Below are 22,288 nucleotides of genomic sequence, written 5' to 3'. Positions count from 1 at the left end.
CGCCGCCTGGTGTGGCTCCGCGCTGAAGGAGGTTCCCTGTTATCGTCCGGCTATGACGAGCGAGCTGTTTGGCCGGGCACCCGCCGAGGTGCCGGGCCAGCCGCCAGCCGCCGGCCGCTAAGTGGCAGTTGGCGGCGATCGCCGGGCTCGTCATCGGAGTGATCACCGGGATCCTCATCATGGGAGACATCATCCTCGACACCCTGCTCCCCACCCCACCCATCATCGAGTCCATGGAGGGGCTCGGACGCTACACGGAGGAGCTGATCACTTTCCATATCGAGCGGAACGGCATGCTGGACGGCGGCCCCCGCGTCGTCGGCATCTTCACACTCGAACCCAACCTCACAACTGACGAGGAGCAACGTGTCGTCGACGCCGTCGAAAAATGGTCCGAGTGGCAGAGCTTCCGCTACGCGTTCGGTGACTTCGCTGTCGTCGTCAAGAACTCACAGGGCATCGCTCTGTACCGCGGGAGCGAGCGCGGCGAACGCATCGAACCCAAGCGGTTTAGGAACCCAGTTCGTAATCGCAGGGTTGCCGCGGCAGATGGGGCTCCAGCCCGTAACGCACCACGATCTGCGCAATCATGCCTGGGTCACTCCGTGCCCGGTCCGGCCTGCGGTCGGCAGCTGTCGAAATGCTCGCCCGGCGACACCCCCCCATCGGGGGGCAGCCTGCGGAATCGCCTACGTGGTCTAATTCAAACCACCCAGGAAATAGCACCCCGCTCGGTCAAGGAGGACTGCGCATGTGCCTCTTCACCCGTTCGGAGCGACTTCGCCGCCTCCTCGCTGGTGCCAAGCCAGATGGCCCAACGTGGGAGGTTCGCGACGAGGTCGCTTTCGGATATGTTCACCTCGCAGGTGTCGTCTACGTTGCGCTTGTCGGCAGAACACTGAATCTTGCGGTGGAGGTAGGGCAGTCGTTGTCGTTCGCGCGCGCCATTCGGCTGGTTGTCTCGCATCGAGAAGGCGGCGGCCGTGGAAGCCCGACCACTTTGGAAGTGATTGCTCCTGCAGGCGCCGCCAGGGCGCAGCAGTGATCCATTGATCCCGCCGATCGATGCCCGTGGAGCGTCCCGCTCCCGGCAACATGTCCGGCGGCCTCAGCTTCAGTCGGACCTACGGTGCGGTGGTGGTGATGGTGATGGTGATGGTGATGGTGATGGTGGCGGCGGTGGTCGTGCTGGCGGCGGAAGGGCCGGTCAGCCCAGCGGCGGGTACCGCGGCGCGCGGCGCGGCGAAGGGGGCGGCACCGCTTTCGCGGCGGTCACATCGTCTAGCAGGATGGCGACCAGCCCGCGCGGCGTTTCCACCACGCATTCACCGTCGCTGCACTCCCGCAGGTAGCCGACAGCGTCGGTGAAGCCGCCGGGAATCCGCTTGCGCACGGTCATCCGCGTTCCCAGAGGTGCATTGCGGATGAACTCGATGGCGTCAGGCATGGCCTCAGCCTAAGCGCGTCCATCGCGCTCGGCGAAGGGCGCTCAGCGGGGCTCGACGTCGACCCACTCGTCGCCGATCGGCACGGCAACACCACCATCGTCAATGGCCCAATGAGTGCCCGTTCAGGCCTCCGTCTTTCGGGCGGCCCGCATTTCTCAGTCCAACTTCCGGTGAGCACTTCAATTCTCAGGAGCGTTCCGTATTTAGAGCCAGTTCTAAAGCGCTCGGGCTGGCGTCGTCCCAACCAGGCCCGCCGCCTGCGCCAGCAGTTCTACCGAGCGCAGCTGCTCGGCCACGCCCTGAGTCTGGTGCGCCACAATCAGCTCATCCGCACCGGCATGCGCTGTGAACGTCGTCAGGTAATCAATCACCGCGTCCGGCGTCCCAACAGCCGAGTACTTCATCATCTGGGCTATCTGCTGGCCTTGCGGGGAGTCCAGAATCAGATCGGCCTCGTCATCGGTGAACGTCCGGCCCCTGCCCAGCATCAGGATTACCCGCGCACGCAGCGTCGCGCGGAACATGTCCTGCGCTTCGCCGTCGGTCTCGGCCGCCACGACGTTTCACGCCGACCATAACGTGGGGTTTGTCGAGCTGGGCGGATGGCTCGAACTCGCGCCGGTAGGCGGCGACCGCGTCGTGCAGCGCATTGGGCGCGAAGTGTGAGGCAAAGGCATAGGGCAGGCCCAGTGCGGCGGCGAGCTTGGCGCCGAACAACGATGAACCCAAGATGTATAGCGGAACATTGGTGCCCTTGCCCGGGATCGCCTCCACACCGGGCACCCGGCTCGGGCCGGTCAGGTAGCCCTGCAGCTCGAGAACGTCCTGAGGGAAACCGTCCGACGACCGCGGATCGCGGCGCAGCGCCCGCATCGTGTCCTGGTCACTGCCGGGCGCACGCCCCAACCCCAGATCGATCCGCCCGGGGTGCAGGGTCTCCAGTGTTCCGAACTGTTCGGCAATGGTCAGCGGCGAATGGTTAGGCAGCATCACTCCGCCCGCGCCAAGACGGATGGTTTCGGTGTGTGCTGCCACATGCGCGATCAGCACGCTGGTGGCCGAGGAAGCGATCGAAGACATGTTGTGGTGCTCGGCGTACCAGATCCGGTGGTAGCCCAGTTCCTCTGCCCGCTTCGCCATCGCGACGCTGCCCGCGAAACTCTGTGCAGCGCTCTGCCCAGGTCCTATCGTCGCCAGGTCAAGAATGGAAAGCGGAACAGTCAAGATATACCGGTCTTTCATCGAGGGTTGCGCCGAGTAGACGCGGGGCAGGTGTCCCTAGACAGGTAACCCCAGTTGTTGATCGGATATTCCGGCCGCGAGGGTAGCCGAAACCGCAACCGGGTTGTTGCCAGTCTCAGCAGCAGACGAGTACTCAAAACCGCATTTCTTGGTGATTGGCCGATGGTGGGCACCGCGCTTGTCAGCACCCACCATCGAACCGGAAATCAAGCCTTGATGAAGAACCCCTCCGGCGCTGTGATGTCGTCCGGGCTCAAATCCTTGACTGACTTGTGCCTAGGCCGACAAGTGTCCGCTCCAGACCGCTTTCCATCATCCGAAGGATGTCGAGGACACCCTGCTCGCCGCCTGCAGCGAGCCCCCACAGCCATGCGCGGCCGAGCAGCACGGTGTCTGCGCCCAGCGCGAGGGCCTTGGCGACATCCATGCCGCGGCGGATTCCGCCGTCGAACCAGACTTCTGCCTGGTCGCCGATCGCTTCCGCGATCGCGGGGAGCACCCGGATCGACGCGTACGTGCTGTCGAGGTTGTTCCCGCCGTGGTTGGAGACGACGATAGCGTCTGCTCCGATGTCGATGGCGCGTCGTGCCTCGTCGGAGCGGAAGAGGCCCTTCACGACAAACTTCCCGCCCCATTCCTCGCGGAGCCATTGCACGTCGTCCCAAGTCGGGACCTGCGTCTGCATCAGCCCACCGTAGATCTCCCCGAAGCTGGGATCCCGTCCGGGTCCGTTGGCTGAGTTGGGAACCGTCAGGTTCGGGATGCCGCCCCCGAAGACGAACCGCGCGAGCCATCCTGGTCGGGAGAGACCCTGAGTTCAAACGTCGGGAGTGATGGCGGGCGAAGCCGTTCGACGCAGGCGCGTCCCCGGGGGCTCGGGAAGCCGGCTAGTCACAACGTGCGCGACGACGACCGCCACGATGACTAGCGGCATCACCTGGAGAGCGTCGCTGGTGAGCAGCAGGGTGGCGAGCAGGACACTAGTGAAGGGAAGTTTCAGCATCGACACTGACATGGCGCCGATACCGATTCCGACCGCCGGCACGAGCGCCATGCCTGGGAGATGGGAGGCCATCACTCCGATCGCGCCCCCGATGAACATGGCGGGGAAGACGGGCCCGCCGCGGAACGCGCTCAGGGAGAAGCCATAGGCGAGCGCCTTGCAGGCGATGAGCAGTGCGAGTGCGCCGATCGACCAGGTTGCGGCACCGGAAATGAGCGATGGCAGGGCGGACTGGCCAGAAAAGAGCACCTCCGTGGCATCCTTGCCCGTGGATTGCGAGAACACGATTGCCAAGGCAGCGACCATCAGGCCGAGCAACGGCGTTAAGGCGAGGCGATGGGCGTCGACGTACGGCCGCACCAAACGGGCGACCGCGTAGATGCCCCAGGCCAGCAGCGGGCAGACTAGCCCCAGCACCACGGCCCAGAAAAACATCGCCACGGTGGGGCTGGTGAACGCCGGCAGGTCGGCAATGGCGAGGCTGAACGTGCCCAGACCGGTCCACGCATCCAGTCCCACGAACACCAAGGAGCCGATTCCGGCGGCGAGCAGTCCCGGCAGCAACCCCACCCCGAGCATCGCTCCGCCAAGCCCGGAGGCCTCAATCAGCAGGAAGGCGCCGAGCAGGGGTGAACCGAGAAGGGTGCTGATGGCGGCGAAGCTGCCCGCGGACGCGATCACTGCGACGGCGGACGGCGGCGCATCCTTCTTGACCAGTTTGATCGTGAGCGCGCCCAGCCCAGCACCGATGGCAATCAGGGGTGCCTCGGGACCCAGAACAACACCAAGGGACAGCGTGAAAAGCGCGGCCAGGATTATGCCGGGCAGTTCCACAGGCAGCGGCGCAACTCCGGCCTTGAAGCCCTCAGACGGCGAGTGGCCGCTGGTGCCCGGCAGATACCGGATGCACAACGCGACCAGCAATCCCGAAAGCCCCAGCAGCGGAAGCGGCCACCATACCGGCACAGTGGCGAAGCCGAGTGCGCCGGGAAGTTCGGTGAACAGGAACGTCTGCAGCCAGTCGAGAAGGGCCAGGACCCCGTAGGCGACCGCCGACACGGGCAGTCCGATAAGTCCGGCCAACAGCAGCACCCGAACGTACTCGCGAGACCGGATGACGGCCAGTGGATCAATCGCTGCCGGTGAGGGACCCGGCTGATCGGGGTGCGGGTCCATGACGCGGTCCTCCTTGGAAGACATAACGGACACGCCCCACTGTGCCCTGCCGACGTGGCCTCCACAAGGGCACAGCAACGTCATCCAGCGGGCGAGTTCCAGATGCGCCGGATTGTTCTGTGTGCGGTTGGGGTTCGGCTTGCGGGCATCTCACCTCGGGCGTCGACGTGAGCGGTATCACGCCTTTATGTGCCCGCTAAGCGTCCGACTTGCGGATCGGGGCGCGCGCTGCTTCTCTTCATCTCGGGCAAAAGCGCCAGCCGGCAGGGGGAGGTTGTCGCCCTACGGATTGCCAGAGTCAGGCCGCCGAGCCCTGCGGCTGGGGCGTTAGCGAGCACAACCAGATATTCGTCACCGGTGAGGTTCGCGGTTATTAACCATTTGCCGTCGCAAGATGGTGGGCGCTGAATGATGGACGTCGTCGGAGCCAGGTCTGCCGAGCAATCAGTGTTAGCGCCCGTGTGGACATGCATTAGTCGATCGAGGTCGGAACGTGAAGAATGCGGCGGACTTGGCCAATGATCCTGCCGGGTTAAGCACCGAACTCGTGGCGCCCGGTGGCTGGATCGTCGGGACGCCGTCCGCTCAGGCTGTTCAACTGCTCACGCCGCGCAATGTATCCTGCGGCGTTTCTATTTCCGCGGGTCTGTCAGCTGTGGCTGGTTTCGACGGGACAGTTGGAAAACCCCGAAAACAGCGGACGCGCCCGCGAGAACGAACACGACGCCAGCCCACCAGGGCGCGGCGGTGGCTTCGCCGAGAACGACGATTCCGATGGTGACTCCGACCATAGGGTCGATCACGGTTAAGCCCGCGACGACCAGGTCCGGGGGCCCGCTTGAGTACGCGGTCTGCACGAGGTACGAGCCGGAGAGTGCCGCGACGATAATCGCGACGAGCGCAACGATCGTGAGTCCGTCCCCCGGCACGAGTTTGAACCCGTGCAGCGCGATGGTTTGCACCCGGACGATGACGACCTTCGCGAGGGACGCGACGAACCCGAAGAGAACTCCGCCGGCGATAATGTAGAAGACCGTCGGCGACCGCTTCCGTAATAGGACGAAGCCGACGGCAAGGATGGCGAGCACGCACGTCAGGATGATTAGCACGATGACCAACTGCTGTGTCTCGATGGGCACGGAGGTTGTCGTGACGGCGGCCACCCCGACGAACACCCCGATCCCGCCGACGCACATCAGGATCGCGCGGATCGCCGTCGTCTCGAGCCGTGTCCCGGTCGCCCGGGCGTTGAGGTAGGCGGTGATGACGAGGGCCAGGGCGCCCAGCGGCTGCACGACAGTCAACGGGGCAAGAAACAAACTGATGAGCTGCAGCACGATCGCAACGCCCAGCATCAGGGTGCCAACCAACCAGGATGGGCGGCGGACCAGGGCCAGCAACTGCCCGATACCGAGTCCGGTTTTCGCGCTGTCGCGGCTGGCAGCGTCGACTTTGTTCACGCCGCGATGCTGGAACCCTGCACCGAACGCCAGAAACACAGCGCCAAGGAGCGCAACCGGAATGCCAAGCGCCTGAAGCGGCGACAACGTGACGAATCCGCCCACCATGCCGCCAACCTACTCGCGAGCGAATACCAATGCCATCCGAGCTTCCGAGCCACCAGCGCTAGTGCGATCCATCAGGCAAACGAAATGTGGTCGCGGGTAGTCGGTTATTAGCCGATCCAGCGGGCCGAGGGCTCGGGGTGCGCCGATCCTCAGTCTTGTAACGTGGCAGCGATCTGCTCGGCGACGACCAGGGCGTCGGGGAAGGGCTCGCGGGCAAGGCCGTCGACTGCGCCGCGTCGGTCGGCCGCGGGGTAGTTCTGGTTGAGTTTCGCCTTGCCCTCGATCCGGGTGACGGTGACCTCGATGCCGACGATGCCGCTGAGCTCGAAGTCGATGTGGTCTGCTGGCGCGTCCGAGACCGCCCAGGGGTGCTCGCGCCCCGTCTCGTGGGCGTCGGTGAGCTCGGTGACCGCGGTGCGTAGCCATTCGGGGTCCTCGTGGACGGTGGCGGTGCCGATGAGGTGGACGGCTGTGTAGTCCCAGGTCGGCACGACGCGCCCGTCGATGCGCTTCTGCTCGTACCAGCTCGGTGAGATGTAGGCGTCCGGGCCGGTCACGATCAGCAGCGCCGGGCTGCCGGGCGCCAGGTTCCGCCAGTGCCGGTTGGCCCGTGCCACGTGCATGACCACGGCGTTCTCGCGCCAGATGATCGGCAGGAACGTCGCTTGCGGGATCCCGTCCGCGTCGGCGGTGACGAACCAAGCGGTGCGGACGGCGGCGACCATTTTACGGATAACGGCCTCGTCCTGGATGAGGTTATGTCGCGGGGTATACACAGCATTCTCCTTCTCAGGCCAGCCCGGTCTGGGTGACGGGGTCATGGTGGGTGGGCTCGGTGCGTCGTCCGCCGCGTTGTGCGGCGGCGCCCGCGAGGACGACGAGCAGGATACCGATGACCTGCACGATCGTGGGGAGCTGGCCAAGCACGAGCAGGCCAAGCAGCAGGCCGAGGGCCGGCTCGACCGCCATCAAGGTGCCGAACGCGGTCGCCGTCATGCGGCGCAGCGCGAGCATTTCCAGGGCGAACGGCAGAACGGGCAGAAGCAGGGCAAGACCAGCGGCCGCGGCGATGATCCCGAGGTTGAGCTGGCCGACGGCTTGCGGGATCCCCACGATCGCAGCGGTCACGGCGGCGATCGGGATGGTGATCGAGAGCGACTGGATGCCCGTGAAGCGATCACCGGCGCGCTGGGTGAGCAGGATGTAGCCGCCCCAGCAGGCACCCGCAAGGGCGGCGAACCCGATCCCGACGAGATCGACGGTGCCCTGCCACGGCTCGGTGAGGAGCACGACTCCGAGAAGAGCCAAGGCGGGCCAGGCCAGCGCTCTGCCGTTGCGGCTGCGTGCGGCGGCGACCGTGAGCGGGCCAAGGAACTCGATGGCGACCGCGGTACCAAGCGGGATGCGTTCGATCGCGGCGAGGAAGGAGATGGTCATCACACCCGTGGCGATCCCGAGGCCCAGTAGCGTAGGCACGTCCGAGCGCCGGATGGACCGCACTGGTGGGCGGGCGAGGATCAAGAACATGATCGCGCCAATGCTGAGTCTGAGCCACGCCGTCCCGGCCGGCCCCACGATGTCGATCAGCCCGACCGACATTGCCGAGCCGAGCTGGACGGAGAGCATTGCCGCCACCGCCAGCGACCACGGCGGAACCGGCAGAGTCAGCGGCGCCCGGGAGCTCATGACTGCTCCGAGCCCGAGGCGGTGGTCGAACGGATCATGCGGGTCGGGGCCGAGGGGCGAGAGCCGATCGGGTCGTAGACGGTCAAGGAGAACTGCGCCGGCTCGGCGCCCTCGTTGCCGTAGGCGTGCGGCACATCGCCGGGGAACATGATCGCGTCGCCGGCAGCGAGCTCGTGGCGGTCGCCCCCCACGTTGAGCGTCACCACACCGGCGCTAACATGCAGCAGCTCACGGGCACCCGGGTGGTGCGGTTTGCTTTCGTGACGGTCGCCGGGGTTCATCCGCCAGTCCCACAGCTCCACCACCTCGGGAGGCTGTGTGCTGACGAGCAGTACGCCGCGGCCCCCGTGTTCTCCAGTCCACAGTTGTGCGCCCTCGCCCGCGCGGGAGATTCTCACGACGCGTGACGATGGCGGTTCGACGAGAGCGGACAGTGCGATCCCGAGAGCGTCGCTCATGCTCAACAGCGTCCCAATGCTTGGGTTCGCTTCGCCCTGCTCGATGTTGACTAGTTGGCGGCGGCTGACGCCGGCTGCTTCCGCGAGGTGATCAAGTGTCCACTCTCGCGCTAGCCGCTCCCGGCGGATTCGCGCGCCGATAGTCGACGCAAGGGTAACCGTATCCACATGCATGAGTGCCCCTAGTGGTTTTTCTCCGTGCCACTGAGAGGGCGCGGGTACTTGATGTTCATGACGCGTGTGCTCGCAGCGCAGCGGACCCGGACAGGACCACAGTGGCCCGTCCTCCGACCCACAGGCTGCCTTTATCGCTGCTGATATGTATGCGTCCGCGACGCCCCATCGCCGTGCCCTGCGCAGCCAGATATGGTGCCTGGGCACGACCTGTGGCGATGAGCCATTCGGCGGCTGCGGCGTTCAGGCTCCCGGTGACCGGATCTTCGCGCAGAGGCTCGTCCCCGTCTGTGAAAAACGCGCGAAGCTCGAACGCCGCCTCAGAACCTGGGTCGTGGGCACCGATCACACCAATGTCCCACCGGCCCGGATACGCTGAGGCGTCCGGACGGAGTTCAAGGACGGTCCGGGCGCTGTCCAGCAGCAGACCTACCCAGCCGGGCCCGTTGTCCAGCCATGCAGCATCCACAACGCGCTCGCGCCCGACACCAAGAATGTTGACCAACGTGTCCACGATTTCCGGGTCGACTGGACCGGACCGGAGAAGTGGCGGTGCGGTGAACGCGAGGCGATCCTCTTCAATGCGGACCGATACCAGTCCTCCACCGCATTCCTGAACCACTACGCCCGGGGTCGCGGGCACACCACCGGCGTCCAGCCACGCTCGCGCCGTGCCAAGCGTCGGGTGGCCTGCGAACGGCAGCTCGGTGCTCAGACTGAAGATACGGACTCGATAGTCCGCGCCCGCCGCGGTCGAAGGCAGAACGAACGCGCATTCTGAGAGGTTCGACCACACCGAAAAAGCTCGCATAGCCTCGTCGTCGAGGTCCTGCGCGTCGAGCAGCACAGCCACCGGGTTTCCGGTGCATACGTCTTCGCCGAACACGTCGACCTGACTGAACTTGCGGCTCATTCTGAGACGCTAACACATGTGCACTTGTAGTGCATTGCGTTGCACTACCGCCTGTGACGTTGTGCGAGTCCGAATGGCGCGGCTGGGCGACATTCGGAGTGCCCCAGACGCCGCAGCGACACCTATAGCCCTGTTCATGGATGTATCGGCCCCCAGGGCTTCCTGAACGAATCGTCACCCGCTGAGGTTAAGAACCTCAGTTGTGCTTCGCGTTCATCCATGATGTTCGACTGGCGTATCGTCCACCGGGGTACCTTGCGCCGTGCTTCCCGGGTGGGAACCCCGGGCGGGGCGTGACCCGCCTGCATTCCGCGGTGCGAAGCGGTGGAGTAATTGAGTAGAAGAGGAACAGACATGGCACTCATTGACAACGGTGTCTACGTGGATGGTGTGCGCACCGAGAACCCGACGAGCCTCGATGAGACATACGAGGTCATGCGCGAACGCGGCGGCATGGCTTGGATCGGCCTATACCGCCCGAGCGCGGATGAGGTGCACTCCGTTGCGAAAGAGTTCGATTTGCACCCCCTCGCCGTCGAGGACGCACTCAAGGGGCACCAGCGAGCCAAGTTCGAGCGTTACGGCGACACGTTGATCGTCGTGTTGCGTCCGGCCCGTTACGTCGACGAACAGGAGACCGTCGAATTCGGTGAACTTCACGTCTTCGTTGGGCCAGATTTCGTGATCACGGTGCGTCATGCCGAGGCGCCCAATGTTGCGGTGGTGCGGAGGCGGATGGAAGCCAACCCCGAGCTCCTCAGCAAAGGCCCGGAAGCTGTGCTTTACGCCTTGTTCGATGAGGTCGTCGATGAGTACGGGCCGGTGATCGCTGGATTGGAAAACGATATCGACGAGATCGAGGATCAGCTCTTCGGCGGGCACCCGGATGTCTCCCGTCGCATATACGCGCTCCTCAGCGAGGTAATCAGTTTCCAGCGCGCTGTTCATCCCTTGGTGGGGATACTCCAAGACCTCGGCGAAGGGTCCGTGAAGTACAAAGTCGACGTCGAACTGCAGCGGTCCCTCCGCGATGTCTTGGATCATGTGCTGCGTATTTCCGAGCAGGCGGATGCGTTCCGCGCGCTGCTCCAGAATGCGTTGACGGTTCAAGCCGCGCTCATCTCTCAGCGCCAGAACGAGGAAACCCGGCTGCTCTCGGAAGCGAGCCTTGCGCAGAGTGAGGAGGTCAAGAAGATTTCGTCATGGGCTGCGATCCTGTTCGCACCTACCTTGATCGGGACGGTGTACGGCATGAACTTCGATTTCATGCCTGAACTCCGTTGGTCGTGGGGTTACCCCATGGCCGTCGCCGCCATGGTGATCATGGGCGCGACCCTGTGGGGAGTGTTCAAGAAGAACAAGTGGCTCTAGGCGGTTCGGCGTAAAAGCGCGGCACCCAGGTTGGCGGAACGCCGAGCTCGACAGCGTGTTGCAACCACAACGACGTACACGCCAACGAGTCTCGGCGCGAATGCAGCTCGAAGCACACCACGCACTGACGGAGCTAGGTGCCGTCGAAACTTGGTCATCCATGGCAGTTCCGAGGTCACCGTACAGCGCACGGACGATGCGGACGGCATAACGCCCCTGGTCCGCCGAGTGTGCAACTCGCGAACCAGGCCGTTGATGGTTCCCCTCCGACCCATCAGCGCGATGCACCAGCAATAATCCAAGGTGCCCGCTGAGGGTCCCCTGCCGGGGTTTGTTCCAAAGCAGATGCCGAAATCACCTACATGCAGGATTTGGTCTTCGCTGCCCATGGGTAATTGCCAAGCGGCAGCGCGACGAGCCGCAGCCGACGGAATCCGACGATTCAGCCTTGGGAGTGCACGGCCGAACAGTCTGTGGCGGGCCGGCAGTACCCGGACGACATCGGTATGGCTATGGGCCCTCAGATCGGACACGCGCCTATCGCAGAACCGAATTCATCTCACTAGCGGCTCTATGCTTACGCCTGTGACCCTGACCGTCCGTGCCCCGTTCCGCTCGATGCTCGCGTTGACACCGCGCACCGGCGTCCTGTTGCTGGTGGTGTTCGGCGTGGTGCGGGTGGCCCTGGTGCTGCAAGCGAACGTCACTGGCAGCTACCAGCTCGTGAGTTTCGTGTTCGTGGCGATGATCGTGCTGCCGTGGCTGCTGCTCACCCGGGACGGCCGCCGGCGAATCGGCATGGTGGGACCGTCGCGCTGGCGCTGGGTACTTCCGGCGGCGCTCGCCGGAGTCGCATCCGCGCTGGTCGTCTACGCCGCAGCCGCCGTGCTGTGGGGCCATACGGTGTCCCACCCGTTCGCCTACATTGCGCTTTCATACTCGAACGTGCCGTCGGCCCCCTCGGACAGCGACCGGCTCGTGTACTTCATCATCTACGCGGTGATCGGGATGCTGTTCAGCCCCATCGGTGAGGAGGTGTTGTACCGCGGCCTCGCCCACGAGAGCATCGCCACGCGCTGGGGTGACCGGCGCGCGGTGCTGACTGACGCGACCGCGTTCGCCGTCACGCACTTGGCGCACTTCGGCCTGGTGTTCGTGGCCGGCGTGTGGGCGTTCCTGCCGCTGCCCGCGCTGCTTTGGGTGACGGCCATGTTCCTGGTGTCGCTCGTGTTCTACGGATTTCGCCGGCTCACAGGGTCGCTGATCGGGGCAATCGTCGCGCACGCGGGGTTCAACTTGGCGATGAACTGGGTGATCTTCTATCTGATCCTCGGGTAGGGCTCCGGTGGGGAGAACAGGGTGTCGAACCAGATCGACCAGCGAGCACGGTGATCGGCTCAACTGGCCACTATGGGTTGGTTCGCGCTGAGCTGCTGTTTCGTCTCCGCATCGTGAACCGAATCACAAAGGTCGCGATATCTACCGCAATGCCAATGGCAATGGTTTGCCCGCGCGGTCGTTGGACGCTCAACAGCGCCGCAAGAATAATGCCGGCGGCAATAGCAGCCCCGCCGGGGCCGCGTATGCGTACGTCGTGAGTCACAGAGCGCGCTGACCGTGCCGTTCGCCGCCAACTCTTCGCCAGAAGGAACAGTGGTCCGACGATCAGGCTGGTGGTTTGGATAGGACTGGCGGTCATCCCCGACCGGCCTGCGGATACATTTGACATTTCACCGTCCACGCGAACTCCGCCAGATGACCCAGAAAGCAGAGGTTCGGCTAGCCGGCTCGATCGCCGCTGACCCGCTCACGCCTTAACGCTTGCGAATGGGTTTGCGGGGGAGTCCTCGCGCAGCCGGTGGTGTCCCAATTGAAAGACCGCTCTCCGGCCCCTTTAGCTCAAAACCTTCTGCGCTCTCAGAATGGCCCCCTTGACTCTCCCCGAAGCGAGGGTGACGCTGGCGGCAACGATCTGTTGGGGAGGCGTCGATGCGAGCGATGGTGTACCGCGGGCCGTACAAGGTCCGTGTCGAAGAGAAGGACATTCCGCCGATCGAGCACCCGAACGACGCCGTCGTCAAAGTGACGATGGCAGCGATCTGCGGGTCGGACCTGCATCTCTACCACGGCATGATGCCGGACACCCGCGTCGGAATGACGTTCGGGCACGAATTCATCGGCGTGGTCGAGCAGGTCGGATCATCCGTGGAGCACTTGAAACCCGGCGACCGGGTGATGGTGCCCTTCAACATCTTCTGCGGGTCGTGCTACTTCTGCGTGCGCGGTTTGTACTCCAACTGCCACAACGTGAACGCGAACGCCACCGCCATCGGCGGCATTTACGGCTATTCCCACACGTGCGGCGGATATGACGGCGGGCAAGCAGAGTACGTGCGGGTGCCCTTCGCCGACGTCGGGCCCAGCATCATCCCGGATTGGATGGACGATGAGGACGCTCTGCTGCTGACCGACGCTTTACCGACTGGGTACTTCGGGGCGCAACTCGGCGACATCGACGAAGGCGACACCGTCGTCGTGTTCGGCGCCGGCCCGGTGGGTCTGTTCGCCGCGAAGTCGTCCTGGCTGATGGGCGCCGGCCGGGTCATCGTGATCGATCACCTCGACTATCGCCTGGAGAAGGCGCGCAGCTTCGCGCAGGCGGAGGCGTTCAACTTCACGGAATTCGACGACATCGTCGTGCACCTGAAGAAGGCCACCGACTACCTGGGAGCGGATGTCGCCATCGACGCCGTCGGCGCCGAGGCGGATGGCAACTTCACCCAGCACGTCACGTCCGCGAAGCTCAAGCTGCAGGGCGGCTCACCGGTCGCCCTGAACTGGGCGATTGATTCGGTGCGGAAGGGCGGCACCGTTTCGGTGATGGGTGCGTACGGGCCGCTGTTCAGCGCGGTCAAGTTCGGGGACGCCATGAACAAGGGGCTCACGTTGCGGATGAACCAGTGCCCCGTGAAGCGTCAATGGCCGCGACTGTTCGAGCACATTCAGAATGGGTACCTCAAGCCGAACGACATCGTGACGCACCGGCTGCCCCTTGAGCACATCGGCGAGGGTTACCACATGTTCTCAGCGAAGCTCGACGACTGTATCAAGCCGATTGTCGTTCCGGGCGCTGTCTGAAAGGACTATCGACCATGCCATACACCGCAGGTGAACCTGGGCGCACGGTTCCCGAGGAGGTCCGTGCGCGTATCCCGGGTTGGGGAGTGGACCTGGATCCCAAGAACCCTCCGGCCTTCCCGCGCGAGAGGTTTGACCCCGACGCCACGGGCGCTCACTGGGACTTCCCGGAACGCCAAGAGGAGAAGTGGCCGCGTGAGCGCTCAATCGAGCACAAGTTCCTCACCCCGGTGTTCGGTACCGCGACTCCGCTGCACGGGTTGTCCGGCGCCATCCGGCGGCTCGCCTATCGGCGGTACAGCGAGGGCCGCGCCGCACACTGGCTGCTGCTCATCGCCGGTGACCGCGTCGACGCGGTGGAGAGCCACCTGCGTTCCCTGGCCAGTGCTCGACCGGATGACCCCATCACCGAGAGCGGCGTGCTGAGTGAACGCCGGCATCGTCCGATCCGCTCTCGATTCGGACGTGGACGGGCGGATGTCTCACACATGTGGATGGACCCCGTGATCATCGTCGGGCCGTGGCTGCTGGCCGGATGGCTCGCGTTCTCGCTGGTGAAGCGCGTCGTCGGGCGCCGCCCTGCCTGAGCGCGCGGTTTGCCTACTCGCGGCGCTCGACAGGTGCGCGGCGGCGAACTCTGACGAGGTGGGATGCGCCGATGTCAGCAGGGGGTGAGCCGCCCCGCAGAGGTAATCCGTAGCGGGGCGGCTCTACTTGACTCCCGCTGAATATGGAACCCCAGCCGAGTCGGGTCCGGTGCTGGCCTATCGGCCGCTGACGTCGCGGGTGTCGTCGTGGGGCTTGCTCACGCCGGCCTTGGCGATACCGCGGCTCACGATGTACGCAGCCGTCACGATTGCGACATACAGCCAGGCGTTGTCAGCGCCAAAGCCCTGATTGTCCTCACCGTTGTCGACCACTGCGGAGGCGATCAGAATCGCCAGCGACACGACGATCCAGGCGTAGAACTCGGTCGTCTTCAGCGCGGACTTCGTCTCACTCCCGGTTCGGCCGATCACCGGGTCGCGTCGTGCGGGGGTTCCTGGCGTGTTTGACATAGCGTCTCCCTTTTTTGGCCTTGCTAATTAGCAGCGTGCCACTATGCCACCAAGCTGTCCACGGGTCGGCCTACCGAAAGTTTTGACCGGTGACACGGGTGCGGCAAGAGAAGAAGCGGTAGTTTCAGCCGCGCCATCGACCGGCGTTGCGGTAATGGTCAAGGTGCCAACTCTGGCTCTGGTACGAGATAAAGCCCGTGGGCGCTGTAGCCGCTGACGATCAGGGCTTCCACCCATCGGCGGTTGAATTCCGGCTGCTCACTCTCGTCGAAAACGAACTGCAACGGGATTGCGGGATGCAGCCAGAGCGTTCTGCGACCGCCACCCTGTGCCTTATCCTCCTGCCAGGAGATCGCAAACGACTCACCCCGGCGAAGCTGTGCGATGATCGCACGTTGAAGGTGAGCAAGCAGGCGGTCTTCAAACTCGATCTCCGTTTCGGGAGATCCATAGACAAGTTTCCCCACGATCACACGTCCTTCGGGTGACAGTGACGTTCACGCCGCAACTGGGCGTTGCTGCCGATCCTACCGACGGGGCGCTCGGGGGTGATAGATGTCGCGAGGATCCACAGCGCTCTACTCATCCAAAGGCTCGTGCTCTGCTGCGGCGGGCGCAACTCCAAGAGCTGGCCACTGATTAGGGCCTGAACTCGTTCTTGTGGGACGAGCAAATATGATTTGTACCCTTTATGCTCGTGGGGGCGCCTACCCCCCTGCGGGCGTTACGCACGTCATGCGGGTCTCCGGGTAGAGACCTAGTGGATCGTGCCCGCTTCGCCTCCGGGACTGCATTCGGGTTGTACCCCGGAGGCGAAGCCATCTGCATCACCGCTTACCGGAGAGGACATCCCATGGACCTCTCGTGCCCGAACTGCGGAGCATCGGTCAGGGCAACTCGGAACCCTTACTTCGGTACGGGTCTTTCGGTCCACGAGTTCCTGCTCGACTGCCGCCAATGCAGGAAAGTTAGCTTGATCGTCGGCCACAGGGAGAAACCCGCAACCGTGGAAACACCGCCGCCGCCTACTTCGGCGATTCGACGGTGGTTGGGCAGGGTCTTCGGGCGGTAACGGGTAGCGTCATCCCCACCTTCGAGGGGTGGGGACGACGCGCGGCACACCAGGGGGAAAATGCGCCAGCGTCGAGCGTAGGGATCCCGCGGTGTGCGAGCGACCCCCATTCCGCGGGTGCACAGATCGGTTGCACTTGGTTCCGTCTGTCACCGAGGCCGCCAGGGCTGCGTATCCTCCGGGAAACCGTCGCCACCCGGCGATCGCTGCGACGACAGGGCCGCAACTCGACATCGCGGGCACCACCAGTACCGGTGCTCCTCCGTGCCCGCGATGTCGAGCGGCTGAAGACACGTGGCGCAGTTCGGGCTCTGCAGCACGTTCTCCAGGTCGTCGGCCATGCGCCCGATGCTACGCGCACGACCGCGACCGCACTAGAAGCTTGCGTGCGCGCGTGGGCGTTGTCGTTGCCTCATTCGACGGGAAATGAAGGGCACCCTCTCGGCCGCAGGTGGCGAACCACACCGCTAGCCTCGGGCGCCATGAGCAGCATTGGACAGGTGCTCGTCGAAGGTCCGGCAAGTGACCCGAGCCGTTCCGTTGCGAATGTTGCAACCTCGTCACTCTGTCCGATCACGCGCCGCTTGCCGGTCAGTTGAGAGACCGAGCGGCGGCGTCGACTTCCCCCGCGCACGCTACGGTTCGGTTTTTCGGCCGCGAAGGCTCCTCTCAACGAGGAAATGGTCCGAGAAGTACGCCCAGATCACGTCGACGGTGCGCTCCAAGTCGCTGATTTCGGTGTTCATTCCGCTGAGCTCGGTCAGCAATGCGTCGCGTGTTGGCACCACCGGACGGGCGAAGTCCTGAAGGTCATACTCAAGGCCGGGTTTCGCGAATGCTTCCCGAGTCTGCCGGTAGATGAACGGTGCACCGACCAGAGACCGATTCCAGTCGAACCAGCCGAAGAACAAGCGGGCGCCCGGTGCCTGTGCGAAGTCGACGATCCAGCACATGTCGACGGAGTCGAGGTCGTAGTTGGGGAATCCCGCCCTAGCGAGTCCGCCCGAAGCATCCCGGAGCGGCTTCACGAGCACGAAGGCGAACTCGTCCTCGTCGAAGGAGGAACCGGCGAACGATTCATCTCTGACCGAGATTTCGTAGGTGTACCCTCCGATCTTCCGACACATCGAGATGGCTCGGTTTGCGAAAGCGGGGTCAGTGAGCTTTGCCAGCTCGCCCAGCAGGCCCCGATCAGTGCCGGTGAGAGGGGCCGGTACCGAATCCTCGCCGAGGACAGCGACCAGCAACGCACCCTGAGTCTTCGTCCACCGGAAACGGACATAGCGCGCGCCGTTCCAGTTGCTCCGAGCCTCGGTAACAACTCCAGCGATCGCCTTCCGCATCCTGTCGCGCTCGTAGAGTCTCATGAAAAGAGCATGCAGGGACGGAATCAGCACCGGTAGACGGTAGCCAAAACGTTGCTCGGCAGCTAATACGTCGCTTTGCACCCTCCTGCACGCACACTCACTTTCCCAAGCCCGCTCAGGGTCGGGCTTGGCTACGCAGTCGCAATTGCACCGCTTCGGGCCAGTTCCGCCTATGCTCGCCGAGCGACGAAGATCGCCCGTTGGATGATGATTTGGCATGCTTCGGCCCAGGCCGATCTGTACGACTGTCCCTCCATTGCCGATCCCGTCAACTGCTTCGGCCGCGGTTGCGGCGAATCCGCGCAGTCAGCGGATGGTGTCGTGGATTTTCTCGTTGACTTCTGCGACATGGACTTCGGCAAGGAGCACGGCGCTACCTATGCCGAGTGCTGGTCGATCAGCCAGGCACCCATCTTCTTGGCCCGCAGCGCCGCATCCTTGTCGCCCTCTTCGGCAGCGACGATGGCGCCCTTCATCAGAATGTGCCAAGACCAGTCGAAGTCGTCGACGCCCTGCAGCCCGGCCTCGGTGGCGAACATCCTCACGACCTGGCGAATGCGGCCGAGGTTGTCGATGCTCGCCCTGCCGAGCGGGTGTTCGGACCCCATCTCGAACAGCACGTGCATGAACGAGCAGGCCTCGTAGTCGTCGCGGCGGAACCATTCGTCATAGATGTCGAAGATCGCCAGCAGCTGTTCCCGCGCGGTGGTTCCACGGCGCCGCGCCTCGGCCTCGACGGTGCCGTAGGTCCAGACGGTCTCACGCCGTTCGAGGAACGCAATAACCACGTCATCCTTCGACGGGAAGTGACGATAGAACGTAGATGTCGCGACGCCAGCCGACTGGATCAGCTCGTCGACCCCGACATCGCGAATAGCGCGATGAGAGAACAACTCGTACGCGCTGCGGATGATCCGCTCGCGCGCGGTTGTTTGCGGGGGAGCAACGGTAGTTCCGTTCACGGCAAACAGGGTACACCGGGCCAGCTGAGAACGCTCGATCTGCTGGTAGTTGACAGAGAACGTTCGTTCTCGCTAGAAATGAGAACGAGCGTTCTCTCTGACCCCGATACGGGGGACAGCGCAGCAATTACTACTCAAGAGCGGAGAGCAGTGCATGACTACCACCACGACGTGGCCTAACAACACCGCGTTCGACCGTCCGCTCAGCCCGGAGCGCGTCACCGGGGAGCAGGACTTCACCTGGCGGCCAAAAGCAGCGGCCGGAAGCAGCGAGCAGCTCGTTGTCACCGAAGCGAACCGGCGGGTGCTCCGGCGCTGGCTGAGGAGCAGATTCGCTGGCATCCTTCTCCACCGTTCTCACCGCTGATCGGACACGGTGACACGATGCAACCCATCACTTCCACCCAGATCGAACTGCCCTCCGTGGCGCCAACGGTCGTCGACCTCGACGTGCTCGCCCTCTCTGCCACCGAATGGCGGATCTTCGACAACCGTGTCTCGCCCGACAACGCCCTCGGGCTGCTCGGGTTCGTCGAGGAGAAGCGCAACCGATTTGAGGTACTGCAGATCGGCCGCCCCGGGGAGATCACGCGCTACGGCACACTCAGCCAGGCCCTCGATCACTTCGTACGCAATCCAGTAGCCCCCTTCTGACCGCATCCTTCCCTTCAACCTCAACCCGGGAGAACAAGGTGATCAAGACAGCACCAACGCCAGCCGACCCAAAAATGCGCGTGAGCCCTGTCGACAACCGTCTCTGGCGAGTCTACGGCGACGCCCCCGAGCCGAATCAAGCGCCGCTTCTGCTCGGCTTCATCGAGCGGACCGCCGACGCGTACCGGGTGATCCGCCCCGGCAGCACCTCGCCCAGTGGCCGCGAGAGTCTAGAACTGGCTCAGGCGGACTTCCTGTCGATGGCCTGAGTCACTCCGCACGCGTTCCTCCTAGTACGAAAGTAGCTGCCCGTTTAGCGTCCCACTTGCGGCGGCGCCATGTGAGCGCTCAAGGTGGGAACGAGGCTCACCAAGCCACTGTCTCGGAATTGGCCCTCGTGCGACTGATAGGCGCACGCCACCATGGGGATGTGAACATACTTAGATTTCGCGCCTTCACCTCTGAGCAACCAAACGCTGCGTCGGGCAACCCCGCGGGTGTGGTTATTGATGCGGAAGGCCTGATCGATGCTGAGATGCTGCGCATCGCCGCCGAACTCGGTTTCAGCGAGACCGCTTTCCTCACGTCGATAACGCATGACTCCGCCCGCATCCGCTACTTCACGCCCCGTGCCGAGATTGCCTTCTGTGGGCACGCGACAATCGCCTCCGGGGTGGCCCTTTCTCGTCGCGGCGCCGGACCGTTGATTCGCCTGGCCACGAATGCTGGGGAAGTTCCCGTTGAAGTTTCAGACCAGAAAGCCACCCTGGTCGCCGTCGACACTGCCGTCGAACCGCTCGACGACGATCTGCTCGACGAGCTGCTGGCAACACTCCGGCTCGCGCGCGACGATCTCGACCCGGCACTGTCACCCGCCCTCGTGCGCGGAGGTAACCCACACCCGCTCGTACCGGTGCGCGGAGGAGTACTCGCGAGGCTGGACCATGACGCCGAAGCGGTGTTGCGGTTACAGGACCGGCAAGGATGGGACGGCACAATCCCCGTCGTCCATCGCATCGACGCGACGCGCTTCGCATCACGCAACCCGTTCCCTCGCGGTGGTATCCGCGAAGATCCTGCCACCGGGTCCGCCGCCGCGGGGCTCGGGGCGTACCTGCGGGCCGGCCGGCACATCACGTTGCCCGCGGTGCTGACGGTGGAACAGGGCGCGGAAGTGGGCCGGCCCTCGCTGATCATGGTTGAAGTGCCCAGGGAAGGCCGCGTGCGGGTTACCGGCGGCGCGGACGAGATGCTACAGCGGCCTCGCGTCCAACATCTCTTGCAACGAGCGGTCCCGGTGGTCTTGCCCGCGGACCGCTCGTCATCGGTCAACGCGTAGGTACGGTGAGTGAGGCGACGTATTCGGCCGCCGACCGCGGCCGGGTGAGCGGAGCAGCCTGTCCAGCCCAAAGGTTGAGGTAGTCGCCATTGCCGAGGCGGGCCGCTGCTTGCCTGAGCGGTTGCATTAGTGCGTTCTGGACAGGGTAGTGGGGCACGGCGTCCTCCTCGGAAGCGAGCTCTCTTACGAGGGCGTTGACGATCCCGCGGGCGTGCCTGCCGGAGAACAGCCGAGTGAGAACGGTGATCTCGGCATCCGCGCTTGCCAGCTTTTCTCGGTGCACATCGCTCGCTCCGGATTCGGCGGTCACGAGGAATCCTGTGCCGATTTGGACCCCGTCAGCCCCGAGTGCGTGCGCGGCCGCGATGCCGCGCCTATCTGCGATACCACCGGCGGCGATCACCGGGATGCCGACCGAATCCACAACCTGTGGCACAAGCGAGAACGTACCGACCAGTGACTCGCCAACCGGGCGGAGGAATGCACCGCGGTGACCTCCGGCGTCGCTGCCCGAAGCGACGACTGCGTCGAGGCCGGCGGCCTCGATCGACCGAGCCTCGGCGACGGTCGTGGCAGTGCCGATCAGGATGATGCCGGCGTTCCGCGCCCGATCAACAGCCCATTGGGGCGGCAGGCCCATGACGAAACTAATGATGGGAGGGGCAGCAGCGAGGAGGGAATCGAGTTGCTCGTCGAAGTCCGGAGCCTCGGCCGGCGACCCGTTCCATTCCACCCCTAGTCGGGCGTAGAGCGGCGCGAGTCGCTGAATGTGTGGCTCGAGATTGACAGCGTCGCCCTCGCCCGGCTGTGGGACCCACAAATTCACCGAGAACGGCAGGGGCGTGCGCTCGCGAATCCCTTCCACTACCGCCCGGATCCCATCGGCATGCAGGATGTGTGCACCGAACGATCCCAGTCCGCCCGCGTTTGAGACGGCGGCCGCGAGTTCGACGGTGGACAGCCCGCCGCCGAACGGACCCTGCACGATCGCATGTCGAATCCCAAACAGGTCTACGATCCGGTTCATACCAGAGCCGCCTCTCGAAGCCCGGCGCGCAGCTGGAGAGTGACTGCGGCCACGCGGCGACCCAGGTGCTCAGCCGTGCGAAGGTCCGCGTCCGACGGGGCGACCGCTGCCGCGGCATCCGATGGAGACTGGGCCATGGCGCCGATGAAACCGCCGAGCCGGTTGAGGTCGTCGACCGTGCCATTGGACGAGTACAGCCACCCTGGCGGCAGGCCGAGCGATACCCAGTGCATCCCATGCTGGGCCGCGAGGAGAGCGATTGAGGTCAGCGTGTTCAGCTTGTCGCCGTTCACTCCCGCGGAATTGGTGAAGCCAGCCGCAACTTTGTCCTTCCACCCCTGTGCAGCCCACACTGACGCGCTGGCTTCCGCAAACTGTTGGAATACGGAGGACTGGCTGCCCATGTAGGTCGGTGAGCCGAAGATGATCGCGTCCGCCTGCTCGAGCCCCTCCCAAAGCTGGTCAGAGAGATCGGCCACGTCGTATACGACAGCCGAACAGCCCTCGGACTGCTGTGCGCCGGCGGCGACGGCTTGGGCGAGACGCGCGGTGTGCCCACACCCGCTGTGATAGGCGATCGCAATAATCGCGTGATCCGAGTGCATTGTGTCTCCTTTTATGGGGTGTGCTCT

24 protein-coding genes and 1 pseudogene are annotated in these 22,288 nt (G+C 64.4%); 9 read left to right on the top strand and 16 right to left on the bottom strand.

The window, feature by feature from the left end; genetic code table 11:
- Positions 1-128: 128 nt before the first annotated feature.
- On the top strand, positions 129-902 hold the full coding sequence (locus tag HCT51_RS13180) for a hypothetical protein (protein WP_166878773.1): 774 nt from the start codon (positions 129-131) through the stop codon (positions 900-902).
- A gap of 305 nt (positions 903-1,207) precedes the next feature.
- Here the strand turns inward: HCT51_RS13180 and HCT51_RS13175 are convergent, their stop codons facing one another.
- From HCT51_RS13175 to HCT51_RS13135, 9 genes and pseudogenes are all read right to left on the bottom strand, one after another.
- Positions 1,208-1,447, bottom strand: coding sequence for a putative acetyltransferase (locus HCT51_RS13175; RefSeq protein WP_191413624.1), 240 nt, complete (start codon positions 1,445-1,447; stop codon positions 1,208-1,210).
- A gap of 216 nt (positions 1,448-1,663) precedes the next feature.
- Positions 1,664-2,672: pseudogene (locus tag HCT51_RS13170) on the bottom strand (LLM class flavin-dependent oxidoreductase).
- Positions 2,673-2,943: 271 nt separating this feature from the next.
- On the bottom strand, positions 2,944-3,375 hold the full coding sequence (locus HCT51_RS13165; RefSeq protein WP_370626832.1) for an alpha-hydroxy-acid oxidizing protein: 432 nt from the start codon (positions 3,373-3,375) through the stop codon (positions 2,944-2,946).
- Positions 3,376-3,507: 132 nt separating this feature from the next.
- Entirely contained in the window at positions 3,508-4,869 is a 1,362-nt protein-coding gene (locus tag HCT51_RS13160) for a chloride channel protein (RefSeq protein ID WP_166878769.1), read from the bottom strand.
- Positions 4,870-5,501: 632 nt separating this feature from the next.
- Positions 5,502-6,329 carry a DMT family protein gene (locus HCT51_RS13155; protein ID WP_224760489.1) on the bottom strand — a complete coding sequence of 276 codons (828 nt, stop codon included), beginning with the start codon at positions 6,327-6,329 and terminating at the stop codon, positions 5,502-5,504.
- A 257-nt stretch (positions 6,330-6,586) separates the two neighbouring features.
- A complete protein-coding gene (locus HCT51_RS13150) occupies positions 6,587-7,213 on the bottom strand; it encodes an FMN-binding negative transcriptional regulator (RefSeq protein WP_166878762.1) in 627 nt (208 codons plus the stop codon).
- Between the two features lie 13 nt (positions 7,214-7,226).
- A complete protein-coding gene (locus tag HCT51_RS13145) occupies positions 7,227-8,123 on the bottom strand; it encodes an EamA family transporter (RefSeq protein ID WP_224760488.1) in 897 nt (298 codons plus the stop codon).
- Positions 8,120-8,755, bottom strand: a complete 636-nt coding sequence (locus HCT51_RS13140) for a helix-turn-helix domain-containing protein (protein ID WP_166878758.1) — start codon at positions 8,753-8,755, stop codon at positions 8,120-8,122. Before HCT51_RS13140 ends, HCT51_RS13145 begins: the two co-directional genes overlap by 4 nt.
- Positions 8,756-8,810: 55 nt before the next feature.
- A complete protein-coding gene (locus HCT51_RS13135; protein WP_166878754.1) occupies positions 8,811-9,668 on the bottom strand; it encodes a PhzF family phenazine biosynthesis protein in 858 nt (285 codons plus the stop codon).
- A 354-nt stretch (positions 9,669-10,022) separates the two neighbouring features.
- Between HCT51_RS13135 and HCT51_RS13130 the strand changes: the two genes are divergently transcribed.
- The 4 genes from HCT51_RS13130 to HCT51_RS13115 all read left to right on the top strand — a co-directional run bounded on the left by HCT51_RS13130 (position 10,023) and on the right by HCT51_RS13115 (position 14,764).
- Positions 10,023-11,039: a magnesium and cobalt transport protein CorA gene (locus tag HCT51_RS13130; protein WP_166878750.1), complete on the top strand. Its 1,017-nt coding sequence runs from the start codon at positions 10,023-10,025 to the stop codon at positions 11,037-11,039.
- A gap of 585 nt (positions 11,040-11,624) precedes the next feature.
- Positions 11,625-12,377 carry a CPBP family intramembrane glutamic endopeptidase gene (locus HCT51_RS13125; RefSeq protein WP_166878745.1) on the top strand — a complete coding sequence of 251 codons (753 nt, stop codon included), beginning with the start codon at positions 11,625-11,627 and terminating at the stop codon, positions 12,375-12,377.
- Positions 12,378-13,028: 651 nt separating this feature from the next.
- Entirely contained in the window at positions 13,029-14,177 is a 1,149-nt protein-coding gene (locus HCT51_RS13120; RefSeq protein ID WP_166878741.1) for a zinc-dependent alcohol dehydrogenase, read from the top strand.
- A gap of 14 nt (positions 14,178-14,191) precedes the next feature.
- Positions 14,192-14,764 carry a hypothetical protein gene (locus HCT51_RS13115; RefSeq protein WP_166878737.1) on the top strand — a complete coding sequence of 191 codons (573 nt, stop codon included), beginning with the start codon at positions 14,192-14,194 and terminating at the stop codon, positions 14,762-14,764.
- A gap of 177 nt (positions 14,765-14,941) precedes the next feature.
- On the opposite strand, the gene HCT51_RS13110 is transcribed toward HCT51_RS13115, so the two are convergent.
- The 5 genes from HCT51_RS13110 to HCT51_RS13090 form a co-directional block, all read right to left on the bottom strand.
- Positions 14,942-15,235 (bottom strand): hypothetical protein, encoded by a 294-nt coding sequence (locus HCT51_RS13110; protein ID WP_166878732.1) that lies wholly within the window; start codon positions 15,233-15,235, stop codon positions 14,942-14,944.
- Between the two features lie 158 nt (positions 15,236-15,393).
- Positions 15,394-15,702 (bottom strand): DUF7882 family protein, encoded by a 309-nt coding sequence (locus HCT51_RS13105; protein WP_166878728.1) that lies wholly within the window; start codon positions 15,700-15,702, stop codon positions 15,394-15,396.
- A 754-nt stretch (positions 15,703-16,456) separates the two neighbouring features.
- The gene (locus HCT51_RS13100; protein ID WP_166878723.1) at positions 16,457-16,648 is read right to left on the bottom strand and encodes a hypothetical protein; all 192 of its coding nucleotides are present in this window, start codon (positions 16,646-16,648) and stop codon (positions 16,457-16,459) included.
- Positions 16,649-16,942: 294 nt separating this feature from the next.
- Positions 16,943-17,755 (bottom strand): hypothetical protein, encoded by an 813-nt coding sequence (locus HCT51_RS13095; RefSeq protein WP_166878720.1) that lies wholly within the window; start codon positions 17,753-17,755, stop codon positions 16,943-16,945.
- Between the two features lie 296 nt (positions 17,756-18,051).
- Complete coding sequence (locus HCT51_RS13090) at positions 18,052-18,636, bottom strand: TetR/AcrR family transcriptional regulator (protein WP_166878717.1); 585 nt, start codon at positions 18,634-18,636, stop codon at positions 18,052-18,054.
- Between the two features lie 154 nt (positions 18,637-18,790).
- Between HCT51_RS13090 and HCT51_RS13085 the strand changes: the two genes are divergently transcribed.
- The 4 genes from HCT51_RS13085 (at position 18,791) to HCT51_RS13070 (ending at position 20,629) form a co-directional block, all read left to right on the top strand.
- A complete protein-coding gene (locus tag HCT51_RS13085; RefSeq protein WP_166878714.1) occupies positions 18,791-19,003 on the top strand; it encodes a hypothetical protein in 213 nt (70 codons plus the stop codon).
- 17 nt (positions 19,004-19,020) lie between these two features.
- Complete coding sequence (locus HCT51_RS13080; RefSeq protein ID WP_166878711.1) at positions 19,021-19,290, top strand: hypothetical protein; 270 nt, start codon at positions 19,021-19,023, stop codon at positions 19,288-19,290.
- A 38-nt stretch (positions 19,291-19,328) separates the two neighbouring features.
- Entirely contained in the window at positions 19,329-19,559 is a 231-nt protein-coding gene (locus tag HCT51_RS13075; RefSeq protein WP_166878709.1) for a hypothetical protein, read from the top strand.
- Positions 19,560-19,687: 128 nt separating this feature from the next.
- Positions 19,688-20,629: a PhzF family phenazine biosynthesis protein gene (locus tag HCT51_RS13070; protein ID WP_370626967.1), complete on the top strand. Its 942-nt coding sequence runs from the start codon at positions 19,688-19,690 to the stop codon at positions 20,627-20,629.
- On the opposite strand, the gene HCT51_RS13065 is transcribed toward HCT51_RS13070, so the two are convergent.
- Positions 20,619-21,656 (bottom strand): NAD(P)H-dependent flavin oxidoreductase, encoded by a 1,038-nt coding sequence (locus HCT51_RS13065; protein WP_166878703.1) that lies wholly within the window; start codon positions 21,654-21,656, stop codon positions 20,619-20,621. The two genes, HCT51_RS13070 and HCT51_RS13065, sit on opposite strands and share 11 nt — an antisense overlap.
- Complete coding sequence (locus tag HCT51_RS13060) at positions 21,653-22,261, bottom strand: flavodoxin family protein (protein ID WP_166878700.1); 609 nt, start codon at positions 22,259-22,261, stop codon at positions 21,653-21,655. The genes HCT51_RS13065 and HCT51_RS13060 overlap by 4 nt, the downstream gene beginning before the upstream one ends.
- Positions 22,262-22,288 lie beyond the last annotated feature (27 nt).

It is taken from the genome of Salinibacterium sp. ZJ450 (assembly GCF_011751885.2).
GTDB lineage: Bacteria > Actinomycetota > Actinomycetes > Actinomycetales > Microbacteriaceae > Ruicaihuangia.
The sequence above is the reverse complement of the archived record's forward strand: the minus strand, read 5'-3'. Positions and strand labels throughout refer to the sequence as shown.